This window comes from Actinospica sp. (genome assembly GCF_035552695.1).
Classification (GTDB): domain Bacteria; phylum Actinomycetota; class Actinomycetes; order Streptomycetales; family Catenulisporaceae; genus Actinospica.
In genome coordinates this window covers 74,461-91,285 of sequence record NZ_DASZKT010000009.1, presented here as the reverse complement: position 1 = coordinate 91,285, position 16,825 = coordinate 74,461, and the positions used below count along the sequence as shown (strand labels likewise).

At 69.5% G+C, this 16,825-nt stretch carries 13 protein-coding genes; 7 read left to right on the top strand and 6 right to left on the bottom strand.

Going from position 1 to position 16,825, the window contains the following annotated elements; all coding sequences use genetic code 11:
- Positions 1 to 116 precede the first annotated feature (116 nt).
- The gene (locus VG296_RS01940; protein WP_325562363.1) at positions 117 to 338 is read right to left on the bottom strand and encodes a hypothetical protein; all 222 of its coding nucleotides are present in this window, start codon (positions 336 to 338) and stop codon (positions 117 to 119) included.
- Positions 339 to 960: 622 nt separating this feature from the next.
- Between VG296_RS01940 and VG296_RS01935 the strand changes: the two genes are divergently transcribed.
- Entirely contained in the window at positions 961 to 1,611 is a 651-nt protein-coding gene (locus VG296_RS01935; RefSeq protein ID WP_325562361.1) for a DUF4232 domain-containing protein, read from the top strand.
- 72 nt (positions 1,612 to 1,683) lie between these two features.
- On the top strand, positions 1,684 to 2,400 hold the full coding sequence (locus VG296_RS01930) for an MOSC domain-containing protein (RefSeq protein ID WP_325562358.1): 717 nt from the start codon (positions 1,684 to 1,686) through the stop codon (positions 2,398 to 2,400).
- On the opposite strand, the gene VG296_RS01925 is transcribed toward VG296_RS01930, so the two are convergent.
- Together VG296_RS01925 and VG296_RS01920 are read right to left on the bottom strand one after the other, a co-directional pair.
- The gene (locus tag VG296_RS01925; protein WP_325562356.1) at positions 2,356 to 2,994 is read right to left on the bottom strand and encodes a hypothetical protein; all 639 of its coding nucleotides are present in this window, start codon (positions 2,992 to 2,994) and stop codon (positions 2,356 to 2,358) included. The genes VG296_RS01930 and VG296_RS01925 overlap by 45 nt on opposite strands.
- A 676-nt stretch (positions 2,995 to 3,670) precedes the next feature.
- Positions 3,671 to 5,107: an aminotransferase class I/II-fold pyridoxal phosphate-dependent enzyme gene (locus VG296_RS01920; protein WP_325562354.1), complete on the bottom strand. Its 1,437-nt coding sequence runs from the start codon at positions 5,105 to 5,107 to the stop codon at positions 3,671 to 3,673.
- Positions 5,108 to 5,135: 28 nt separating this feature from the next.
- Here VG296_RS01920 and VG296_RS01915 point away from each other — a divergent pair, with 28 nt between their 5' ends.
- Positions 5,136 to 5,786, top strand: a complete 651-nt coding sequence (locus VG296_RS01915) for a pyridoxamine 5'-phosphate oxidase family protein (protein WP_325562352.1) — start codon at positions 5,136 to 5,138, stop codon at positions 5,784 to 5,786.
- 162 nt (positions 5,787 to 5,948) lie between these two features.
- Here the strand turns inward: VG296_RS01915 and VG296_RS01910 are convergent, their stop codons facing one another.
- On the bottom strand, positions 5,949 to 6,320 hold the full coding sequence (locus VG296_RS01910; RefSeq protein ID WP_325562350.1) for a cell division protein SepF: 372 nt from the start codon (positions 6,318 to 6,320) through the stop codon (positions 5,949 to 5,951).
- A 481-nt stretch (positions 6,321 to 6,801) separates the two neighbouring features.
- On the opposite strand from VG296_RS01910, the gene VG296_RS01905 reads away from it, so the two are divergent.
- The 3 genes from VG296_RS01905 (at position 6,802) to VG296_RS01890 (ending at position 13,034) form a co-directional block, all read left to right on the top strand.
- Complete coding sequence (locus VG296_RS01905) at positions 6,802 to 7,041, top strand: chaplin (RefSeq protein ID WP_325562347.1); 240 nt, start codon at positions 6,802 to 6,804, stop codon at positions 7,039 to 7,041.
- A 260-nt stretch (positions 7,042 to 7,301) separates the two neighbouring features.
- On the top strand, positions 7,302 to 8,150 hold the full coding sequence (locus VG296_RS32655; RefSeq protein WP_349259421.1) for a chaplin: 849 nt from the start codon (positions 7,302 to 7,304) through the stop codon (positions 8,148 to 8,150).
- Between the two features lie 138 nt (positions 8,151 to 8,288).
- Positions 8,289 to 13,034, top strand: coding sequence for an ATP-dependent helicase (locus VG296_RS01890; protein ID WP_325562344.1), 4,746 nt, complete (start codon positions 8,289 to 8,291; stop codon positions 13,032 to 13,034).
- 171 nt (positions 13,035 to 13,205) lie between these two features.
- Here VG296_RS01890 and VG296_RS01885 read toward each other — a convergent pair whose 3' ends face one another.
- Both VG296_RS01885 and VG296_RS01880 read right to left on the bottom strand, forming a co-directional pair.
- Positions 13,206 to 14,003, bottom strand: coding sequence for a sulfite exporter TauE/SafE family protein (locus tag VG296_RS01885; RefSeq protein ID WP_325562342.1), 798 nt, complete (start codon positions 14,001 to 14,003; stop codon positions 13,206 to 13,208).
- Positions 14,004 to 14,155: 152 nt separating this feature from the next.
- Positions 14,156 to 14,440 carry a hypothetical protein gene (locus VG296_RS01880; RefSeq protein WP_325562340.1) on the bottom strand — a complete coding sequence of 95 codons (285 nt, stop codon included), beginning with the start codon at positions 14,438 to 14,440 and terminating at the stop codon, positions 14,156 to 14,158.
- Between the two features lie 1,325 nt (positions 14,441 to 15,765).
- Here VG296_RS01880 and VG296_RS01875 point away from each other — a divergent pair.
- Positions 15,766 to 16,698, top strand: a complete 933-nt coding sequence (locus VG296_RS01875; protein WP_325562338.1) for a hypothetical protein — start codon at positions 15,766 to 15,768, stop codon at positions 16,696 to 16,698.
- The last annotated feature ends 127 nt before the right edge of the window (positions 16,699 to 16,825 follow it).

Genomic DNA, 16,825 nt, shown 5'->3' with positions numbered 1-16,825 from the left:
GCAACAGTCGCGTTGATCCGGTCGGCGCATCCGTCGTGGACGGCGGGGCAGGTGATCCGGGACCTTATTGCGACGGCGGATCCGGCTTCGGGGCAGGCGACGGGGCAGCACAGCGATCAGTACGGGTACGGGATCGTCGATCCGCTGAAGGCGCTGCAGGCGTCGGCGCCGAGTGAGACGTCGAATCCGCTGCTCGCGTCAGCGAGCAGTTCGGCGTCCGCGGGGACGACGGCCACGGCTACATCGACGGGTGGCGGCGCTACGGCCTCGTCGTCGAAGTCGAGCTCGGGGCTGGTGATCGGGATCATCGTCGCGGTGGTCGTCGTGCTCCTGATCATCGTGCTGATCGTGGTGCTCAGTCGTCGCAACCGGAACCGGCCGGGGGGCGGGCCGGGCGCTGGTGGGCCCGGCGGACAGCCGCCGTATGGTGGCGGACAGTATCCGCAGCAGAACCCATATGGTCAGCAGTCGAATCCGTACCAGCAGCAGAATCCACAGCAAGGTAATCCTTACGGGCAACCGCAACCGCAGCAACCGCAGTATCCGTACCCGCCGCAGAACCCGCAGCAGGGGCAGCAGCCTCCGCAGCGGTAAGTGGGGCGGTACTTTCGGGACGAGACGCGTGGCGGAGTCGTGATCGCACGGCGCCGCCACGACATGTTTAAGAAAAGTTCGGAGGGCGGCTCAACCAAACGGGGGTGCCGGCGGTCATTATCTGTGCCAGTTGGCAGCGAGAGGGGAGGGATCGGGATCGTGCGAACGACGCGGGTTACGGGGCGGTGGGGCATCGGCGCCGCAGCGGTGGTCCTGGCCACGCTCGGTACGGTCGCGGGGTGCGGCATGGCAGGCGGCGGGATCAGCGTGGTCGGCGCGAATCCGGCGACCGTGCCCGTCGTAGCCCAAGCGTCCACGTCGGCCACAGCTACGGCAACATCGAGTGCTGCTCAAGGCGACGCCGCCGTGCTGAACAGCAAGGGCGAGCGTGGGACTACGGAAGCGACGGCCGTCGCAAGTTCTATTGCAACAGCCAGCGGCGCTGGCTCCGGTGCGCCTACTGGCACCGGGAATCCGACGACCACCCCGACTACGGTGTCCACATCGACTGCTGATGCGTGTGCAGCCGCGGCGCTGAACCTTCAGGTCACGGCATCATCCGCAGCCGGCTACGTGGGTGGGGGCGGCTACACGGGCGGCAGCACGAAGTCGGGGCATCACTCGCTCATTATCGTGACGCGAACTCAGCAACTGACTCTCACCTTCACGAACGTGTCCCACATCAGGTGCACGCTACGTGGCTACCCGAGCGTCGACTTCCTGCGTGGCGGAATCAAGGGGCCGCTCAGCGCGCCCGACTCGTTCGCGCCGAAACCGGGCGTCACTGACGTGTACCTGCTCCCCGGTAACGCGGCCACAGCGCAAGTCACCTTCACCGCGAACGGCGCCGACAATCCGCACGGCGCGCGATGCGATCAGGTCATCGCGGTGCGCGTCTACGCTCCCGGTACGACGAAGGCTCTGACCACTACTGCACGCGACATGGCTGGTCACCGGATTCCGTCCTTCTACGTGTGCGGGCACAAGGTCGTGGTGCACGCGGTGCAGCACGGCTGAGGACACCCTCATCACGATCAGCACGCGAAAATAGCTGGTCACACTGGCGGACCCGCGCTTAGCGTGGGAGGCATGAACGATCGCACCGAACTTACGCCCACTCATACCGATGCTCTGCCCACGCGCGGCCGGGTGCGGTCGGTCAATGTCGGGGCCCTGCAGCCGTCGAATCCCGCGAAGCCGCACACATCGGGTACCGGCATCAACAAGCTGCCGGTCGACGAGCCGGTGCGGGTGCGCACACCGCGGCCCAAGAACTCGGGGCCGGGGCAGTCGGGGCTCGTCGGCGACGTCATCTGTGACATCAAGCACCACGGTGGACCTGACCAGGCTGTTTACGCCTACGCTCGGGAAGATCTCGACTGGTGGGGGCAACTGCTCGGGCGGGACCTGCCGGACGGCATGTTCGGCGAGAACCTGACGACCGAAGGGCTGAACCTCACCGACGCCGTTGTCGGGGAACGCTGGCGGGTCGGCGAAGAGCTTGTGCTCGAGGCGCGGCTTCCGCGGGTCCCCTGCGTCACGTTCGCCGCGAAAATGGCCGAACCCCGGTGGATCAAGCGATTCACCGAGGTCGGGGTCACGGGCGCCTACCTGCGGGTCATTACTCCGGGCGACGTACGTGCGGGAGACAGGATCGAGGTCCTCACCCGTCCGGCCCACGGCGTGACGATCGCGACGTACTTCCGCGCGGTCACCACGCAGCGCGACCGACTCGCCGAACTGGTGCCGGCTCGGGAGTTTCTAGCGGACGAGACTCTCGACGACCTGGCACGAATCGGTCACTGATCCGCGGTCCAGCTGGGCGTCCACGAGCGGGGACACGCCGAGCATCATCATCGCCGTGTTGTTGGCCGGCACGGACGTTGCGTCGCCGGTCACGGAAGTCGCCGCCGCGCGCTTGGCGAGATTTGCGCGGATCACGATCGTGCCGACGCGCGTGCAGACCTCGCACAGCACCATAAGGATCAGGGCACTGACCCACGCCTGGATCGAGGTGATCTGGTGCTGCTCGCTGAAACGCACGAGGGTGGGGCCGCCGCTGTGCTCGGACCAGATCGCGAATGCGAGCCGCCCGCCCATGCTGAGGATCCACAGACCGGCCGCGACGAATCCGGCGCGAACGAACACCTTGCCCTGCTCAAGCCGCACGTGAGTGGTGAGTCCGCCTGCCACACCCAGCGCGAGGCCCACTGCGGCGAACACGCCGATCACCAGCAGATCGTTGCCACCGGTCGGGATCGGGCTGAGGTACTTGTGCGCGACGAACGCGACGATGCCGAGCGGCAGGAGCACGGTCGTCGCGTCGATGCGGCTCCAGCGGATCTGCCGCAGGACGACGAGGATGAGGACGATGTCGAGGATCCAGTCCGAAGTGGTCATGTCTCGACTATCGCCTGGACCTGCGGGTATGTGATCAAACCGTGGGTCGAACCAAGGTGGAGACGCGGGTGGAGATCCGCGCGGTCCGCGGGTGGAGAAGTCGGCCGGAGGCATGCGCGGCCTCGATGACGAGGGAGCGGGTTCAACGCGTCCGGGGACCGCGGCACGTGCGGGAGCCGGAACCGATCGGGCACCGCAGCCGAGGCGAAGATCGCGACTCACACGGCACTGCAACGGAAGCACCGCAGCAGAAGTGAGGAAAGCGATTCACACGGGCAGCAGCGCAACTCATGCGCGGACCGCGCGACTCATACGGGACCGGCCCGCGCGTGGTCCGCGACTGACCACGGGGATCTCGACCCAGGTAAGGCGGCTCACACGCGACCGCGGCTGACGCACGTACCGACGCTCACACCCGGTCCGCGACTGGCCGCAGGGACCACGACCCAGTTACAACGACTCACATCCGGCCATGGCTGACGCACGTACCGCGGCTCACGCACGGTCCGCGACTGACCGCAGGGACCGCAGCTCACGCAGGATCCGCGACTTATGACGGGTACCGCGACTCGTGCAGAGAGCGCGACTATAACTACTAGCTTGTACCTACTCCCTCGACCCATGCGGGGACAGCGACTTTCACCGGAAACCGCACCTCGTGCAGGTACCGCGCGACTCACACTTGCACCGTGTCGCTTGCGGAGGACCTGCCGGCGCCGCCGCGGCGGAGTGCGCCGGCGACGGCTTCGGCGAGTTCGGGGGCCTCGCCGGGGCGGAGGCCGGCGATGGTCACGCGGATGCCGGGTCCGCTGCGTACGCGGAACCAGGAGCCGGGCGCCACGGCCCAGCCGCGCGCGAGTAGGCCGGTCGCCGCGGCGGTCTCGTCTGGGACGGGGATCCAGACGTTGAGTCCGGTCTCGCCGTGTGCCGTAACACCGCGCCGCGCGAGCTCGCCGATCAGCGCCTCGCGGTTTGCCGCGTACGTCTGAGCGGCCTTGGCCAGCACCGCGTCGTGCTTCGCGTCCGCCAACGCGGCCGCCCACAGGTTCTGCATCACGCCCGAGACACGTCGCGACGTGTGCCGCAGTTGGCCGGCGACGCGGTCGGCCGAGTCTTCGTCCCCGACCAGCACTGCAATACGAAGGTCTGGGCCGTACGCCTTCGACGCCGAGTAAAGATAGGCCCACTGGTGTGTCGCGCCGCAAAGCACCTGCGGTGCCCCAGGGGTCAGATCGGCGCCGTGATCATCGTCGATCGTCAGCACGTCTGGATATGCGGCGAGCTCCGCACGAAGCATCGCCGCACGGCGCGGTGACACGACTGCTCCATACGGGTTCTGCGCCCGCGTCGTCACGATCACCGCGCGGACTCCCGCCGCCAGCGCGGCGCGTAGGTCCACGGGGTCCGGGCCCTCGTCGTCGATGCGCATCGGCTGTGCCGTGATTCCGCGCGCGGCCACGAGATCGAGCAGGTTTCCCCATGCCGGGTCTTCGATCGCGACCTTGTCACCGGGCCTGGTGTGAGTCGCCAGCAAGCGATCGACTCCGTCCAGTGCGCCGAAGACCGGCACCAGCTTCGCCTGTGTCACCAGCTCAGCCACTGTGGCCGACGTCGCGTCAGTTCGATCAGTCGCTCCGTGAAAGCTGTGCGCTTTCGCAGCTCGCACGTCGAAGTTTCGAGCCAGGCGGCGCCTGAGCTGCTCCTCCAACGCGGACTCGGTCGACGCGCCGTACCGGTAATGCGAGACGTCGATGTGGGTGGGCGGGGCCAGCTGCGGCAGCAGGGCTGGATCCGGCTCACCCGAGGTCAGATCCCGCACTCCCTCCGGCATGGCATACGAACGGTTCCGCTCGCTTCGACCGGGGCGGTCACGCACCCGGGTCCCGGCGCGGCCGCGCGTCTCAACCGTGCCCCGATCACGCAGGGCGCGGTATGCCGAGGCGACGGTGTTCGGGTTGACGCCGAGCCGCTCGGCCAGGTCGCGCACCGGCGGCAGCGACTCACCTGGGCTGAGCAGGCCCGCGGTGAGGGCAGCCTCGACCGACGAGGCGATCTCGCTTGCGCCTGCCCCGGCCAGCTTGTAGCGTTCCCACCAGAGAGATTGTTCTGACACAATCAACATTATGTACTAGGACATAACCATGACGCAAGTCTACGCCGCCAAGGAACTGTCCACGCCGACCAGATATCGCGATCGCGCGAGCTACGACACGGCCGCCGTCCACGCTGTACTCGATGAGGCGCTGCACTGCCACGTCGCCTTCGTCCGCGACGGCCGGCCGGTGAGCCTGCCCACGATGCACGCTCGCGAGGGCGAGACGATATACGTGCACGGATCCACCGGTGGACGCTTCGCATTGCTCGACGGCGAGCCGATCTGCGTCACCGTCACGCTGATCGACGCGCTCGTACTGGCCCGATCGTGGATGCACCACTCGGTCGGCTATCGCAGCGTCGTCGCGCACGGGGAGGCGCGCGTCGTGCGGGATCCCGAGGAGCGGCTCGCGGCCATGCGCGCCCTGATCGAGAAGATGCACCCCGGGCGATCCGATGAATCCCGGCCGCCCACGGCCAAGGAGGACGCGGCGACCGCGATCATCGCGCTCAAGCTCGAAGCGGTCTCGCTCAAGAGCCGGGCGGACAATGTCGCGGACGACGAATCCGACCTCGACGGCCCGTTCTGGGCGGGCACGATTCCGGTCTCCGTTCAGCGTGGCCCCGTTCGTCCGGCACCGGACCTCGCGGAGGGTATCCCGATTCCGACAGCGCTGGACTGCAACGGAATCGGCTGAATGATCCGAGGAATACTCCAATCGAGAATCACTCAACGAGATCTGAGCATTCGTCAGAAATAAACACGGCTGTGTCCGCGAGCGAAGACATCGCTCGCGGACACAGCCGGAAGTCTCTTCTCGGCACGCCGGACTCCACCAATCCCCGCGCCGGGGCCGGGCTCAGCCCTGGTTGAAGAACCCGGGGTCCTGGGACGGGTTGTCCGCGCCGTCCACGATCTCCAGGCCCGCCGGGGTCAGCAGGAACACCCGGGCCGCGACACGCTCTATTCCGCCGCGCAGCGAGAAGATCAGGCCGGAGGCGAAGTCCACGATGCGCTTGGCGTCGGACTCTTCCAGGTCGGCGAGGTTCATGATGACGGGAACGCCGGCGCGGAAGTACTCACCGATCACCTTGGCGTCGGTGAAGCTGTGCGGCCGGACGGTGGCGATCCGCTGGCCGATCCCGGCAGCTTCCTCTCCATCCCCGTACCACCGCTCGCCGTCATCGACCGGAACCAGATGCGGGGCCGTGGCCCTGCGGCTCGAAACCATCGAACGCCTCCTCTCTCCACTGCGGCCCGTGTCGAGACGGGTAGCACAATTCACTCAATCGAGTGTCGCAGCCCACGCTACCGGTTTTCCCCGGTGTACGGACCCCGACGCGCCGTCCGCCCTCGCCCAGCGTAGCGGGACGGTGGCAGGCACTGGGAAACGGCAGGGGAGGGCCACGACCTTGCCCCGAGTGGTACCCCGGCTTCCCATCCGCCACACATGCGAACGGGCGGATGTTCATTGAGCAGGGAAGATTTTTTGATTACCGGTCAGTGGACAACCCGTCAGTCGGCAGCAGGATGATTATTCGTTCCCCTTAAAGAAGGACGATCTGAAAAGTTCCGTACCCCCGGGGCGCCGGCGTCGTTTCCCTCTGCGTGGCCCGAGGCGGATCGGATGCGAAAACCAGATCCGGCTCGACGCGGCCACTGCCCTGTTACGCATGCCGCGGTCACGACGGCCGCGACAAGGAGGACTGTTCATGAACGTCAAGAAGATCGCCGCGCTGTCCGGTGTCACCGGCGCCCTGGTCGTCGTGGGCGCCGGTGCGGCCATGGCCGACACCACCGCGCACGGCTTCGCCCAGCACTCTCCGGGCGTCGTGTCCGGCAACACCATCCAGGTTCCGGTCAGTGTTCCGGTCAACGCCTGCGGCAACAGCATCTCGGTGATCGGGCTGCTCGACTCCGCGTTCGGCAACAACTGCCAGAACTACAACTAGTCGGCGCTCCCGCCGCCGGGGCCGGCCGTACGGCTCGGCCCCGGTCACAGGCGCTTCTCCCGGGCCCGGCCACCGCATTCCCATGCACGGTGGCCGGGCTCTGGGTATCCCGGACGGACGAGCTTTCCGATGGTTGTACGACGAGGCGCGAAATCACTCGTCTGCGGTATTCCTGCGATTTGCGGTAACCCCGATCGTCATACCTCGTTTCTGTCATCTGGAAGAGGGCGACTGCCCGAACGATCAACTCAGGGGTTTTGATGCATCACTCGACGAAGCGGCGAGTCGTCCTCGGAATGACCACCGGCGGTCTGCTGATCGGCGGCCTCGGTATGGGCGTCGCTCAGGCCGACACCGCCGCGAGCGGCGGCACGGCCGACTCCCCGGGCATCCTGTCCGGCAATCTGATCCAGATTCCGGTCAGCATCCCGATCAACATCTGCGGCAACAGCATCTCGGTCGTGGGCATCCTCGACTCGGCGTCCGGCAACAGCTGCACGAACGCGGGCTCGACCGGCAGCACGGCCAACGGCGGGGCGAGCCACTCCCCCGGCGTCGGCTCGGGCAACCTGATCCAGATCCCCGTCAGCATCCCGGTCAATGTCTGCGGCAACTCCGTCAGCGGCGCGGGCGTGGGCGACAGCGCCTCGCACAACAACTGCTCGAACGGCTCGGGTTCCGGCTCGGCCGGGAGCAGCGCGAACGGCGGCTCGAGCCACTCGCCCGGCGCCGGCTCGGGCAACACCGTGCAGGTTCCGGTGAGCGTGCCGGTCAACGCGTGCGGCAACGACGTCTCGGTCATCGGCATCCTCGACTCCGTCACCGGCAACAACTGCGGCAACGGTGGCACGCCGACCGTCCCCGGCCACCCGTGCGGCTGCCACCCGACGCCGCCGAGCCACCCCACCCCGCCGGCCACGCCGCCCAAGCACGTCTCGCCGGCGTCGACGCACAAGCACAAGCCGTTCAAGGGTTCCGGCACGCTCGCGGAGACCGGTTCGGGCGCTTCGAAGGTCGTCACGCCGCTCGGCGCGAGCGTGCTCGGCGGCAGCGGCCTGATCCTGCGCAAGCGGGTCTCGACCCTGCGGCACCTGACGCACCGGCACTAGCCGTAACGCGCCCCCCGACGGGTTCGGGGAGAGTGGATGTACCGAAAAGACACCGGATTCCCCGTTCGGATATGTCTTTTCGGTACATCCATTTCCGCTACCACGGCTTTTGTCGGTGGCGGCGTGCACCATGGGGTCATGGACTACTTCGCCGAACCGACTCAGCGCTGGTTGAGCGCCGCCTTCGCGCAGCCCACCGCCGCTCAGCTCGGCGCGTGGGCGGAGATCCAAGCCGGGCACAACGCCCTGGTCGTGGCGCCGACCGGTTCGGGCAAGACGCTGGCCGCGTTCCTCGCCGCGCTGGACCGGCTGGCCTTCGGGCCGCCGCCCGAGGATCCGAAGCTGCGCTGCCGGGTGCTGTATGTGTCGCCGCTCAAGGCGCTGGGTGTGGACGTCGAGCGGAACCTGCGCGCCCCGCTGATCGGGCTGCGCCAGGAGGCGGTGCGCACCGGGCTGCCGGAGCCGGACGTCCGGGTCGCGGTGCGCACCGGGGACACGCCGGCCGACGAGCGCCGCCGCTTCAGCACCAAGCCGCCGGACATCCTGATCACCACCCCCGAGTCGCTGTTCCTGCTGCTCACCTCGCAGGCGCGGGAGGCGCTGCGCGGAATCGAGACGGTGATCGTGGACGAGGTGCACGCGATCGCCGGGACCAAGCGCGGCGCCCATCTCGCGCTCAGTCTGGAGCGGCTCGACCTGCTGCTGAAGGAACCCGCGCAGCGTATCGGCCTCTCGGCGACGGTCCGGCCGCCCGAGCAGGTGGCGAACTGGCTCGGCGGGCCGCGGGCAGCCGTGGTGGTCGCGCCGCCCTCCGCCAAGATCTTCGATCTGAAGGTGGTCGTGCCGGTCGAGGACATGGCGGAGATCGCCTCGCTGGATGACGAGTCCGTGCCCGCCGAGGAGCGCGGCAGGCACCGTTCCTCGATCTGGCCGCACGTGGAGCAGCGTGTCGCGGAGCTGATCGAGCAGCACACGTCGACGCTGGTGTTCGCCAACTCGCGTCGGTTGGCGGAGCGCTTGTGCAACCGGCTGAACGAGATCCGGTGGGCGGAGCTGCATCCGCCGGAGGCGGCGCAGCAGGAGAAGACGCGGCGAGGCCGTGCGCCCGCCGAACTGATGGGCGAGGCGGGGCAGGTCCAGGGCGTGCCGCCGCTGCTCGCGCGGGCGCACCACGGCTCGGTGTCCAAGGAGCAGCGGGCCGAGGTCGAGGAGGCGTTGAAGGCGGGCCTGCTGCCGGCCGTGGTGGCGACATCGAGCCTCGAGCTCGGTATCGACATGGGAGCCGTCGACCTGGTCGTCCAGGTGGAGTCGCCGCCCTCGGTCGCCTCCGGCCTGCAGCGCGTGGGCCGGGCCGGGCACCAGGTGGGCGCGGTCAGCCGTGGCGTGATCTTCCCGAAGTTCCGTGGGGACCTGCTGCAGGCAGCGGTGGTCGCGGAGCGGATGCGCGGAGGCCAGATCGAGTCCGTGCACACCGTGCGCAACCCGCTGGACGTGCTGGCGCAGCAGATCGTGGCCATGGTCGCGGTCGATTCTTGGCAGACGGCTGACTTGTTGACCGCGATCCGCCGGGCCGCGCCCTTCACGACCCTGGCCGAGTCGGTGTTCGAGGCCGTGCTCGACATGCTCGCGGGCCGCTACCCGAGCGATGAGTTCGCCGAGCTGAGGCCGCGGCTGGTCTGGGATCGCGAGGCGGGCCGGGTGGAGGGGCGGCCGGGCGCGCAGCGGCTGGCGGTCACCTCGGGCGGCACGATCCCGGATCGCGGCCTGTACGGCGTCTTCCTGGTCGGGGATCAGAAGCAGGCCAAGCGGGTCGGCGAGCTGGACGAGGAGATGGTGTACGAGTCGCGGGTGGGCGATGTGTTCACCCTCGGCACCAGCTCGTGGCGGATCGAGGAGATCACGCACGACCGGGTGCTTGTCTCGCCCGCGCCCGGCCAGCCGGGCCGGCTGCCGTTCTGGCACGGCGACTCGCTCGGTCGTCCGCTCGAGCTCGGCAGGGCGCTCGGCGCGTTCACCCGCGAGCTCGGCGGCCTCGAACCGCAGCAGGCGCAGGTCAGGCTGCGCGAAGCGGGGCTCGATGAGTGGGCGGCCGGGAACCTGCTTGCGTATTTGACGGAGCAGCGGGAGGCGACGGGTCTGGTCCCGGACGATCGGACGATCGTCGTCGAACGCTTCCACGATGAGCTCGGCGACTGGCGCCTGGTCATCCACTCCCCCTTCGGCGCGCAGGTGCACGCACCGTGGGCGTTGGCGATCGGGGCGCGACTGCGCGCGGTGCACGGCATGGACGCGCAGGTCATGCACGCGGACGACGGCATCGTGCTGCGTGTGCCGGACGCGGACTGGGATGAGGATGCGGCGACGGTACGGCCCGAGGCGGAGCTCGCGCGCTTCGCCGCCGAGGAGATCGAGCAGTTGGTGACGGACGAGGTGGGCGGCTCGGCGCTGTTCGCCGCGCGGTTCCGCGAGTGCGCGGGCCGGGCTCTGCTGCTGCCGCGCCGCAGGCCGAATGCGCGCGTTCCGCTTTGGCAGCAACGACAGCGTGCCGCGCACCTGCTTTCGGTGGCGAGCAAGTTCGCCTCGTTCCCGATCGTGCTCGAGACGGTCCGCGAATGCCTGCAGGACGTGTTCGACCTGCCGGGCCTCGTCGAACTGCTCGGGGACATCGAAGCGCGGCGGGTGCGCATCGTCGAGGTGGAGACGCACGCACCCTCGCCATTCGCGAAATCCCTGCTGTTCGGCTACATCGCGCAGTTCATGTACGAGGGCGACTCGCCGCTGGCCGAGCGCCGTGCCGCCGCGCTCGCCGTGGACCCGTCGTTGCTCGCGGAACTGCTCGGGCAGCCGGAGCTTCGTGATCTGTTCGACAACGAGATCATCGACCAGCTCGAGGCGGAGCTGCAGCACCTCTCGCCGGAGCGGCACGCGCGGGACGCCGAGGACGCGGCCGACCTGCTGCGCCTGCTCGGGCCGATGTCGACCGAGGAGGCGGCCCGACGCGGAATCGCGGAGGAGTGGCTGATCGACCTCGCGCGGACGCGCCGGGCGATCCGGGTGCGCATCGCCGGCGAGGAACGTTGGGCGGCGATCGAGGACGCGGGTCGTTTGCGCGACGCGCTCGGCTGCCCGCTGCCGGTCGGCGTCCCCGAGGCGTTCACCGAGCCGATGGCGGATCCGCTCGGCGACCTCGTGGCCCGATATGCGCGAACCCACGCGCCGTTCACGGTGCAGGACGCGGCGGCGCACTTCGGGCTCGGCGTGGCGGTGCTCAGAGCCGCGCTGGAACGCCTGTCCGCGGAGCAGCGCGTGGTGCGCGGCGGCTTCCGGCCGGACACCTCGGGCGAGCAGTGGTGCGATGCCAGGGTGCTGCGGAGGCTGAGGCGCCGGACCGTTGCAGCGCTACGGGAGCAGGCTGAGCCGGTCGCGCCGACCTCGCTCGCCCGAATGCTGCCCGCGTGGCACGGGGTCATCGCGACAAGCGGCGGCGAGGGCTCGGCCCAGCCGAAGCTGCGCGGCGTGGAGGGAGTGCTCCGCGCGGTTGAACAACTCGCCGGCTATCCGGTCCCGGCGTCGGCGCTGGAGAAGCTGATCCTTCCCGCGCGGGTCGCGGACTACCAGCCCGCGATGCTCGACGAGCTGACCTCGGGCGGCGAGGTGTCGTGGACGGGTGCGGGCGCGCTGGCCGTGGACGACGGCTGGGTTTCGCTGGCTCCGGCGGCGATCGCGCCCGCCGTACTGCCGGAACCGCTGCCGATGGACAGCTTCGGCGAGCTGCATCGCAGGATCCTCACGGAGCTCGCGGGAGAGAACGCGCTGTTCTTCCGCGGTCTGATGTCGCGTCTCGACGAGCAGGGCATCGAAACGACTCCGGACCGCGTACTCGACGCGCTGTGGGAGTTGCTCTGGGCGGGACATCTCAGCAACGACACGCTCGCTCCGATGCGGGCGCTGCTCGGTGCGGGTAAGACCGCGCATCGCGCGAAGCGGCCGACACCGCGGGGAAGGTACGCCTCGCTCCGGCTCTCCGCTCCGTTGCCCGGCGCCGAGCAGTCCCTGACCACGGTCCAAGCGGCGCGCGCCGCCGGACGCTGGTCTCGGGTACGTCGCCTCACAACGATTCCCGGTGATGCCGCCGCCAATGGCGCCGCGTCGAGCCTCTCCCCCGCCCAACTCGCCCAGCTGGCCCAGATTCAGGCGGAGGTGCTGCTGGACCGCTACGGTCTCGTCACCCGAGGCTCGGTCGGTGCCGAACGCGGCGGTGTCGGTGCGCTGGGGAACTTCTCCGCGGCGTACCGGGTGCTGTCAGCGTTCGAGGAAGTGGGGCGGGTGCGGCGCGGCTACTTCGTGGACGGGCTCGGTGCCGCGCAGTTCGCGGCGGACGGCGTCGTGGACCGGCTGCGCTCGGAACCGAGCGGCTTCGGCGGCCGCAAGGAGCAGCCCGCGACGATCGTGCTCGCCGCGACCGATCCGGCGAACGCGTATGGCGCGGCTGTCGATTGGCCGCACCGACGAGAGTCGGCAGCCGAGGGCGGTGCGGCGCCCGCTCAGCCGGCGAAGCTCGGCCATCGTCCGGGCCGGAAGGCGGGCGCACTCGTCGTGCTGCACGACGGGCAACTCGCCTGGTACGTCGAACGCGGCGGGCGCACGGTCCTGACCTTCCATCAGGATCAGGAGGTGCTTGAGGCGTCGGCCCGCGCGCTGGCCGACGCGGTGCGTTCGGGGCGGGTCGGTGCGCTGACGGTCGGCGCGGTCGACGGCGTGCCGGTGTTGTCGGCTGAGGGCGGACCACGCATCGGCGGACGGGACGGAGCCGCCGGTCCGGCGGCGCTGCTCGTGCAGGCCGGATTCTCGCTGACACCGCAGGGGTTGCGATTGCGCGGATAGCCGAGCCGGGCGCGGACCTGGGACACCCGTCAAGCGGCAACCGTCAGCCGCCAGCGCGTCGGCCGTCAATCGCCGGCCGCATGCCGTCGGCCGCTAGCGCGTCGTCCGTCGTCCGTCAGCCGTCAGCCGTCAGCCGTCAGCCGTCAGCCGTCAGCCGTCAGCCGTCAGCCGTCAGCCGAGGGCGAGCTTGCCGGCGACGCTCACTATGAGAAGGGAGACCACACCGAAGAAGACCTTGCGAATGAATACCGAACCCCGTGTCGTGGCCAGCGCCGTACCGATGAGGGCGCCGCTGAGATTACACAAGGCCATCACGATCGCCAGTCCCCAGGCGACGGATCCGCCCGGGGCGAAGACGATCAGCGCACCGAGGTTCGTGGCGCAGTTGACCACCTTCGAGACCGCCGAGGCGCGGACGAACTCGAAGCCCACCGCGCCGACGAGAAAGAAGATGAGCAACGAGCCGGTGCCGGGCCCGGCGATGCCGTCCCAGAAGCCGATGACGAGGCCGCCCGCAGCCATGACGGCGATGCGTAGCGGCTGGCCGTCGTCGCCGAAGCGCAGCGACTCGACCACACCCAGGGTCTTGTTGAGCCACAAATAAATACCGATCGCGACCATCGCCACCAGGACGATCGTGTCCAGCACCGTCGCGGGCATCAGGCTCGCGGCGCGCGCCCCGGCGAGTGAGCCGAGCAGAGCGACCGCGGCCATCGGCGCCGTCTCGCGCCAGTCGACCCGGGTGCGCCGCAGATAACGACCCGCGGCCGTGCTTGTGCCGACGATGGAGGCGACCTTGTTGGTGCCCAGCGCAAGGACCGGCGTACGCGGCATCAGGAACAGCAGGGCGGGCAGTTGGATCAGCCCGCCTCCGCCGACCATCGCGTCCACACAGCCCGCGACGAGCGCCGCGGCGCAGACGAAGACGATGCCGAACAGGCCGAGGTGGGCGAACAGGGCGCCGTGCACGAAAGCTGTCTCCCCCCGGGCGGTCTCCAGGTCTCCAATGGTCGCGGCCCGCAGTAGCGGCGAGCGGCCCGGCGCGCGGGCGCGCACACGACCTCGGATTCAACCACATCCGGGGAAACGGCAAACAGGGAGGGCGGTTCGGTGCGGGGCGGTCAGAACTGGCCGGGCGCGGCGCGGCGGACGGTCCAGGCGGCCGGGCCGGTGTCCGGCTCGGCCAGCACGCAGCGGAGGCGGTAGAGCGCGGGTTCGCCGAAGCGGCCGACGGAGGCGCTCACCAGCCAGTGCACCTCGCCGGGCTCCGACCAGCAGCCGAGCAGGTCGTGCACGATGAACAGAAGGCCCTGGTGCAGGAAGTAGACCGGCCCGTCGGCACCTTGGAGCACCTCGCAGTACCCCTCGTCGCCGGCCGTGCCCGAGTCCGGCAGCTCCTGGGTCATCTCGACCGCCATCCTTACCACCGATGCCTTTCCGCGCTGGTAACTCTCCGACCTGTCCCGACCTGCCCTGTGTCCGGCGCCGCCGGCGAACGCGAGCTTCCCCGACGTGCGACGACGTGGGGATGCGTCCGAGCCCGTGGACACCCACGCCGTCGCCGTCCCCGCGTCCGCCGGCGGCGGCTTGTTCGAATCTTTGTTCGAACGGCACCACTCTAGCGGGCTCGGGCGGCGACCGCCAAGCCTTAGCCGAATTCCCACTCGTTCGAGTGGGACTCGCCCGGAATCGGCCATCCCACCTGCACTTTCACAGAGTTATCGATTCGTTACCGACTGCCATGACAACCGTGCGGGCCCCTGGCTGGTCCTACTCGATGGATCGCACCGCCACGGCGCAACGCGATCGGCCCGGGCGCGCGACGATTCGAGGAAACCCGGCTCCGATCGGTGGGGAGAACCGGCCGTGGTCTGCCCAGCCGCCTCGGGAGAGCGGCGGGGGGAGCGGGTCTTGACGGGACCCGCTGGGGTGGGGAGTACGGCGGCCGCGCGCCGTGGGGGCACGCGGCCGCCGTCACCATGCCCGGAAGGAAACGCCGAGAGGCGACCGGCGGCGATTTGCCGGGCCACCACAAGACCAGTCACCACAAGACCACGAGTAGCTGCACCGTGAGCAATTGCACCGTGAGCAGCTGTGCGAGGCGGAAGGCTGCGAGCGGCGTGCGAGGCAGACAGCCGCCAGCCGCATGCGCGACGGGGAACCGCGAGCTGCGCACGAGACGACCGAAGAGCATGAGCAGCGTCCGAGGCCACAAGGCTGCGGGCAGTGCACGCGACCAAAACCGCGAGTCGAGCTCGGGACGAAGCCGCAGGCGGAGCGCAGGACCAAAAACGCTAGCAGAGCGCGGGACGAAGCTGCAGGCGGAGCGCGGGACCAAAAACGCTAGAGCAGAGCTGGGGACGAAGCCGCAGGCAGAGCGCAGGACCAAAAACGCTAGAGCAGAACGCGCGACCGAAAACGCGAGCAGAACGCGGGACTAAACCGCGGGCAGTGCACACGACCAAAATCGCGAGGCAGCGTCCGAGCACAAAACCGCGAGCAGAGCGCGGGACTGAGCCGCGGGAGAGCGCGGGATCGCGAGTCCGTGCGGGGCGGGAGATGGTCAGTGGCCATGCGCGGCTGGAGGCTGAACGTGCTGAGCGGGCGGGGGGATCGAGAGCGTGCGGGTGGCGGGCTCAGGGGGCTGCGGATGAGCGGAGAGTGAGCGCGCTGCTCCATCCGGTTGCCTTCGGCATGGCGGGCTCGACTCACCTCCCTAATACTCGAAAGCGTGCCAGGACTCACAGTCGTCCCCCGGATGCTGCCCCGACTACCCGTCACCCGACCCGTCCTGGTCGCACCGCCGCTGCTGCATCTGCACGCGGCCGGGCCGCGGACGCCGCAGGTGACCGAGCCGGTGTCGGTGCTGCTGCCGTTGCGGCACGAGCCTTCCGTGGCGCTGGCTGCGGTGCGGGCGGCGGTGGCGCAGCGCAACGTGGCCCGGCTCGACGTCGTGGTGCTGGACGTCGGGTGCACGGAGGCGACTTATCGTGCACTGAATCGCGAGTACGGGGATGATCCGCGGATCCGGCTGCTGGACACGGCGTGTGTGCCGAACGGCTGGTCGCGCACGTCGCACCGCGGCCAGCAACTCGCTGTCGGAGCACGCGGGCGGATACTCTTCTTCGCCGATCCGGCCGCGCCGCTCGGGCCGTACGCGGCGGCCGCCGGGGCGAGCCTGTTGCGGCGTCAGAAGCTCGACCTGCTGGTTCTCGATGCGGGCGGGTCGCGGCGGACGGGGCGTTTCGCCGTTGCCGCGGACACGGAGGCGTACTGGCGGATCGGCGGTCACCGGGCCGCGGCGCGCGATGCGCATCCGCTCGCGCTGCTTCGTGCGATGCGCAAGGCACACGCGTCGACCGGCCTGGCCGACGGGCGACGCGTCATCCCGGCGGATACCCGCGCGCACGCCGAGGATCTGCCGCCCGAGCCGCGCGAGCAGTACTTCCAGCGTCGCGGCGAGCACGGGGACGCCACCTTCGGCTCGCTCAGCACGTCCGCGCGACGCGTGCTCGCGGCGCTCTGGGCGACAGGGGCCGACCTGGCCGGGCTCGGCGCGCACCCGTCGCCTGAGGACGACGAGGACCCGCAGCACACCATGTTCGGGGAGGACTCCATGTACGGGGAAGACACCATGTTCGGGGCGGACGACTGGCGACCCTAGCCACGGCACCGCGCAACGCACGCTGCCAGGCGCGGAAGACACCATGTTCGGCGACCCTAGCCACGGCACCGCGCCACGCACGCTGTCGGGCGGGGAAGACACCATGGTCGGGGCGGACGACTAGCGA

What these genes read in the sequence shown, in the direction of transcription:
- VG296_RS01925 (WP_325562356.1), bottom strand. Translation starts at nt 2,994, where the DNA reads ATGACCACTTCGGACTGGATCCTCGACATCGTCCTCATCCTCGTCGTC.
- VG296_RS01890 (WP_325562344.1), top strand. Translation starts at nt 8,289, where the DNA reads ATGGACTACTTCGCCGAACCGACTCAGCGCTGGTTGAGCGCCGCCTTC.
- VG296_RS01940 (WP_325562363.1), bottom strand. Translation starts at nt 338, where the DNA reads ATGATCAGGAGCACGACGACCACCGCGACGATGATCCCGATCACCAGC.
- VG296_RS01930 (WP_325562358.1), top strand. Translation starts at nt 1,684, where the DNA reads ATGAACGATCGCACCGAACTTACGCCCACTCATACCGATGCTCTGCCC.
- VG296_RS01880 (WP_325562340.1), bottom strand. Translation starts at nt 14,440, where the DNA reads ATGACCCAGGAGCTGCCGGACTCGGGCACGGCCGGCGACGAGGGGTAC.
- VG296_RS01910 (WP_325562350.1), bottom strand. Translation starts at nt 6,320, where the DNA reads ATGGTTTCGAGCCGCAGGGCCACGGCCCCGCATCTGGTTCCGGTCGAT.
- VG296_RS32655 (WP_349259421.1), top strand. Translation starts at nt 7,302, where the DNA reads ATGCATCACTCGACGAAGCGGCGAGTCGTCCTCGGAATGACCACCGGC.
- VG296_RS01915 (WP_325562352.1), top strand. Translation starts at nt 5,136, where the DNA reads ATGACGCAAGTCTACGCCGCCAAGGAACTGTCCACGCCGACCAGATAT.
- VG296_RS01905 (WP_325562347.1), top strand. Translation starts at nt 6,802, where the DNA reads ATGAACGTCAAGAAGATCGCCGCGCTGTCCGGTGTCACCGGCGCCCTG.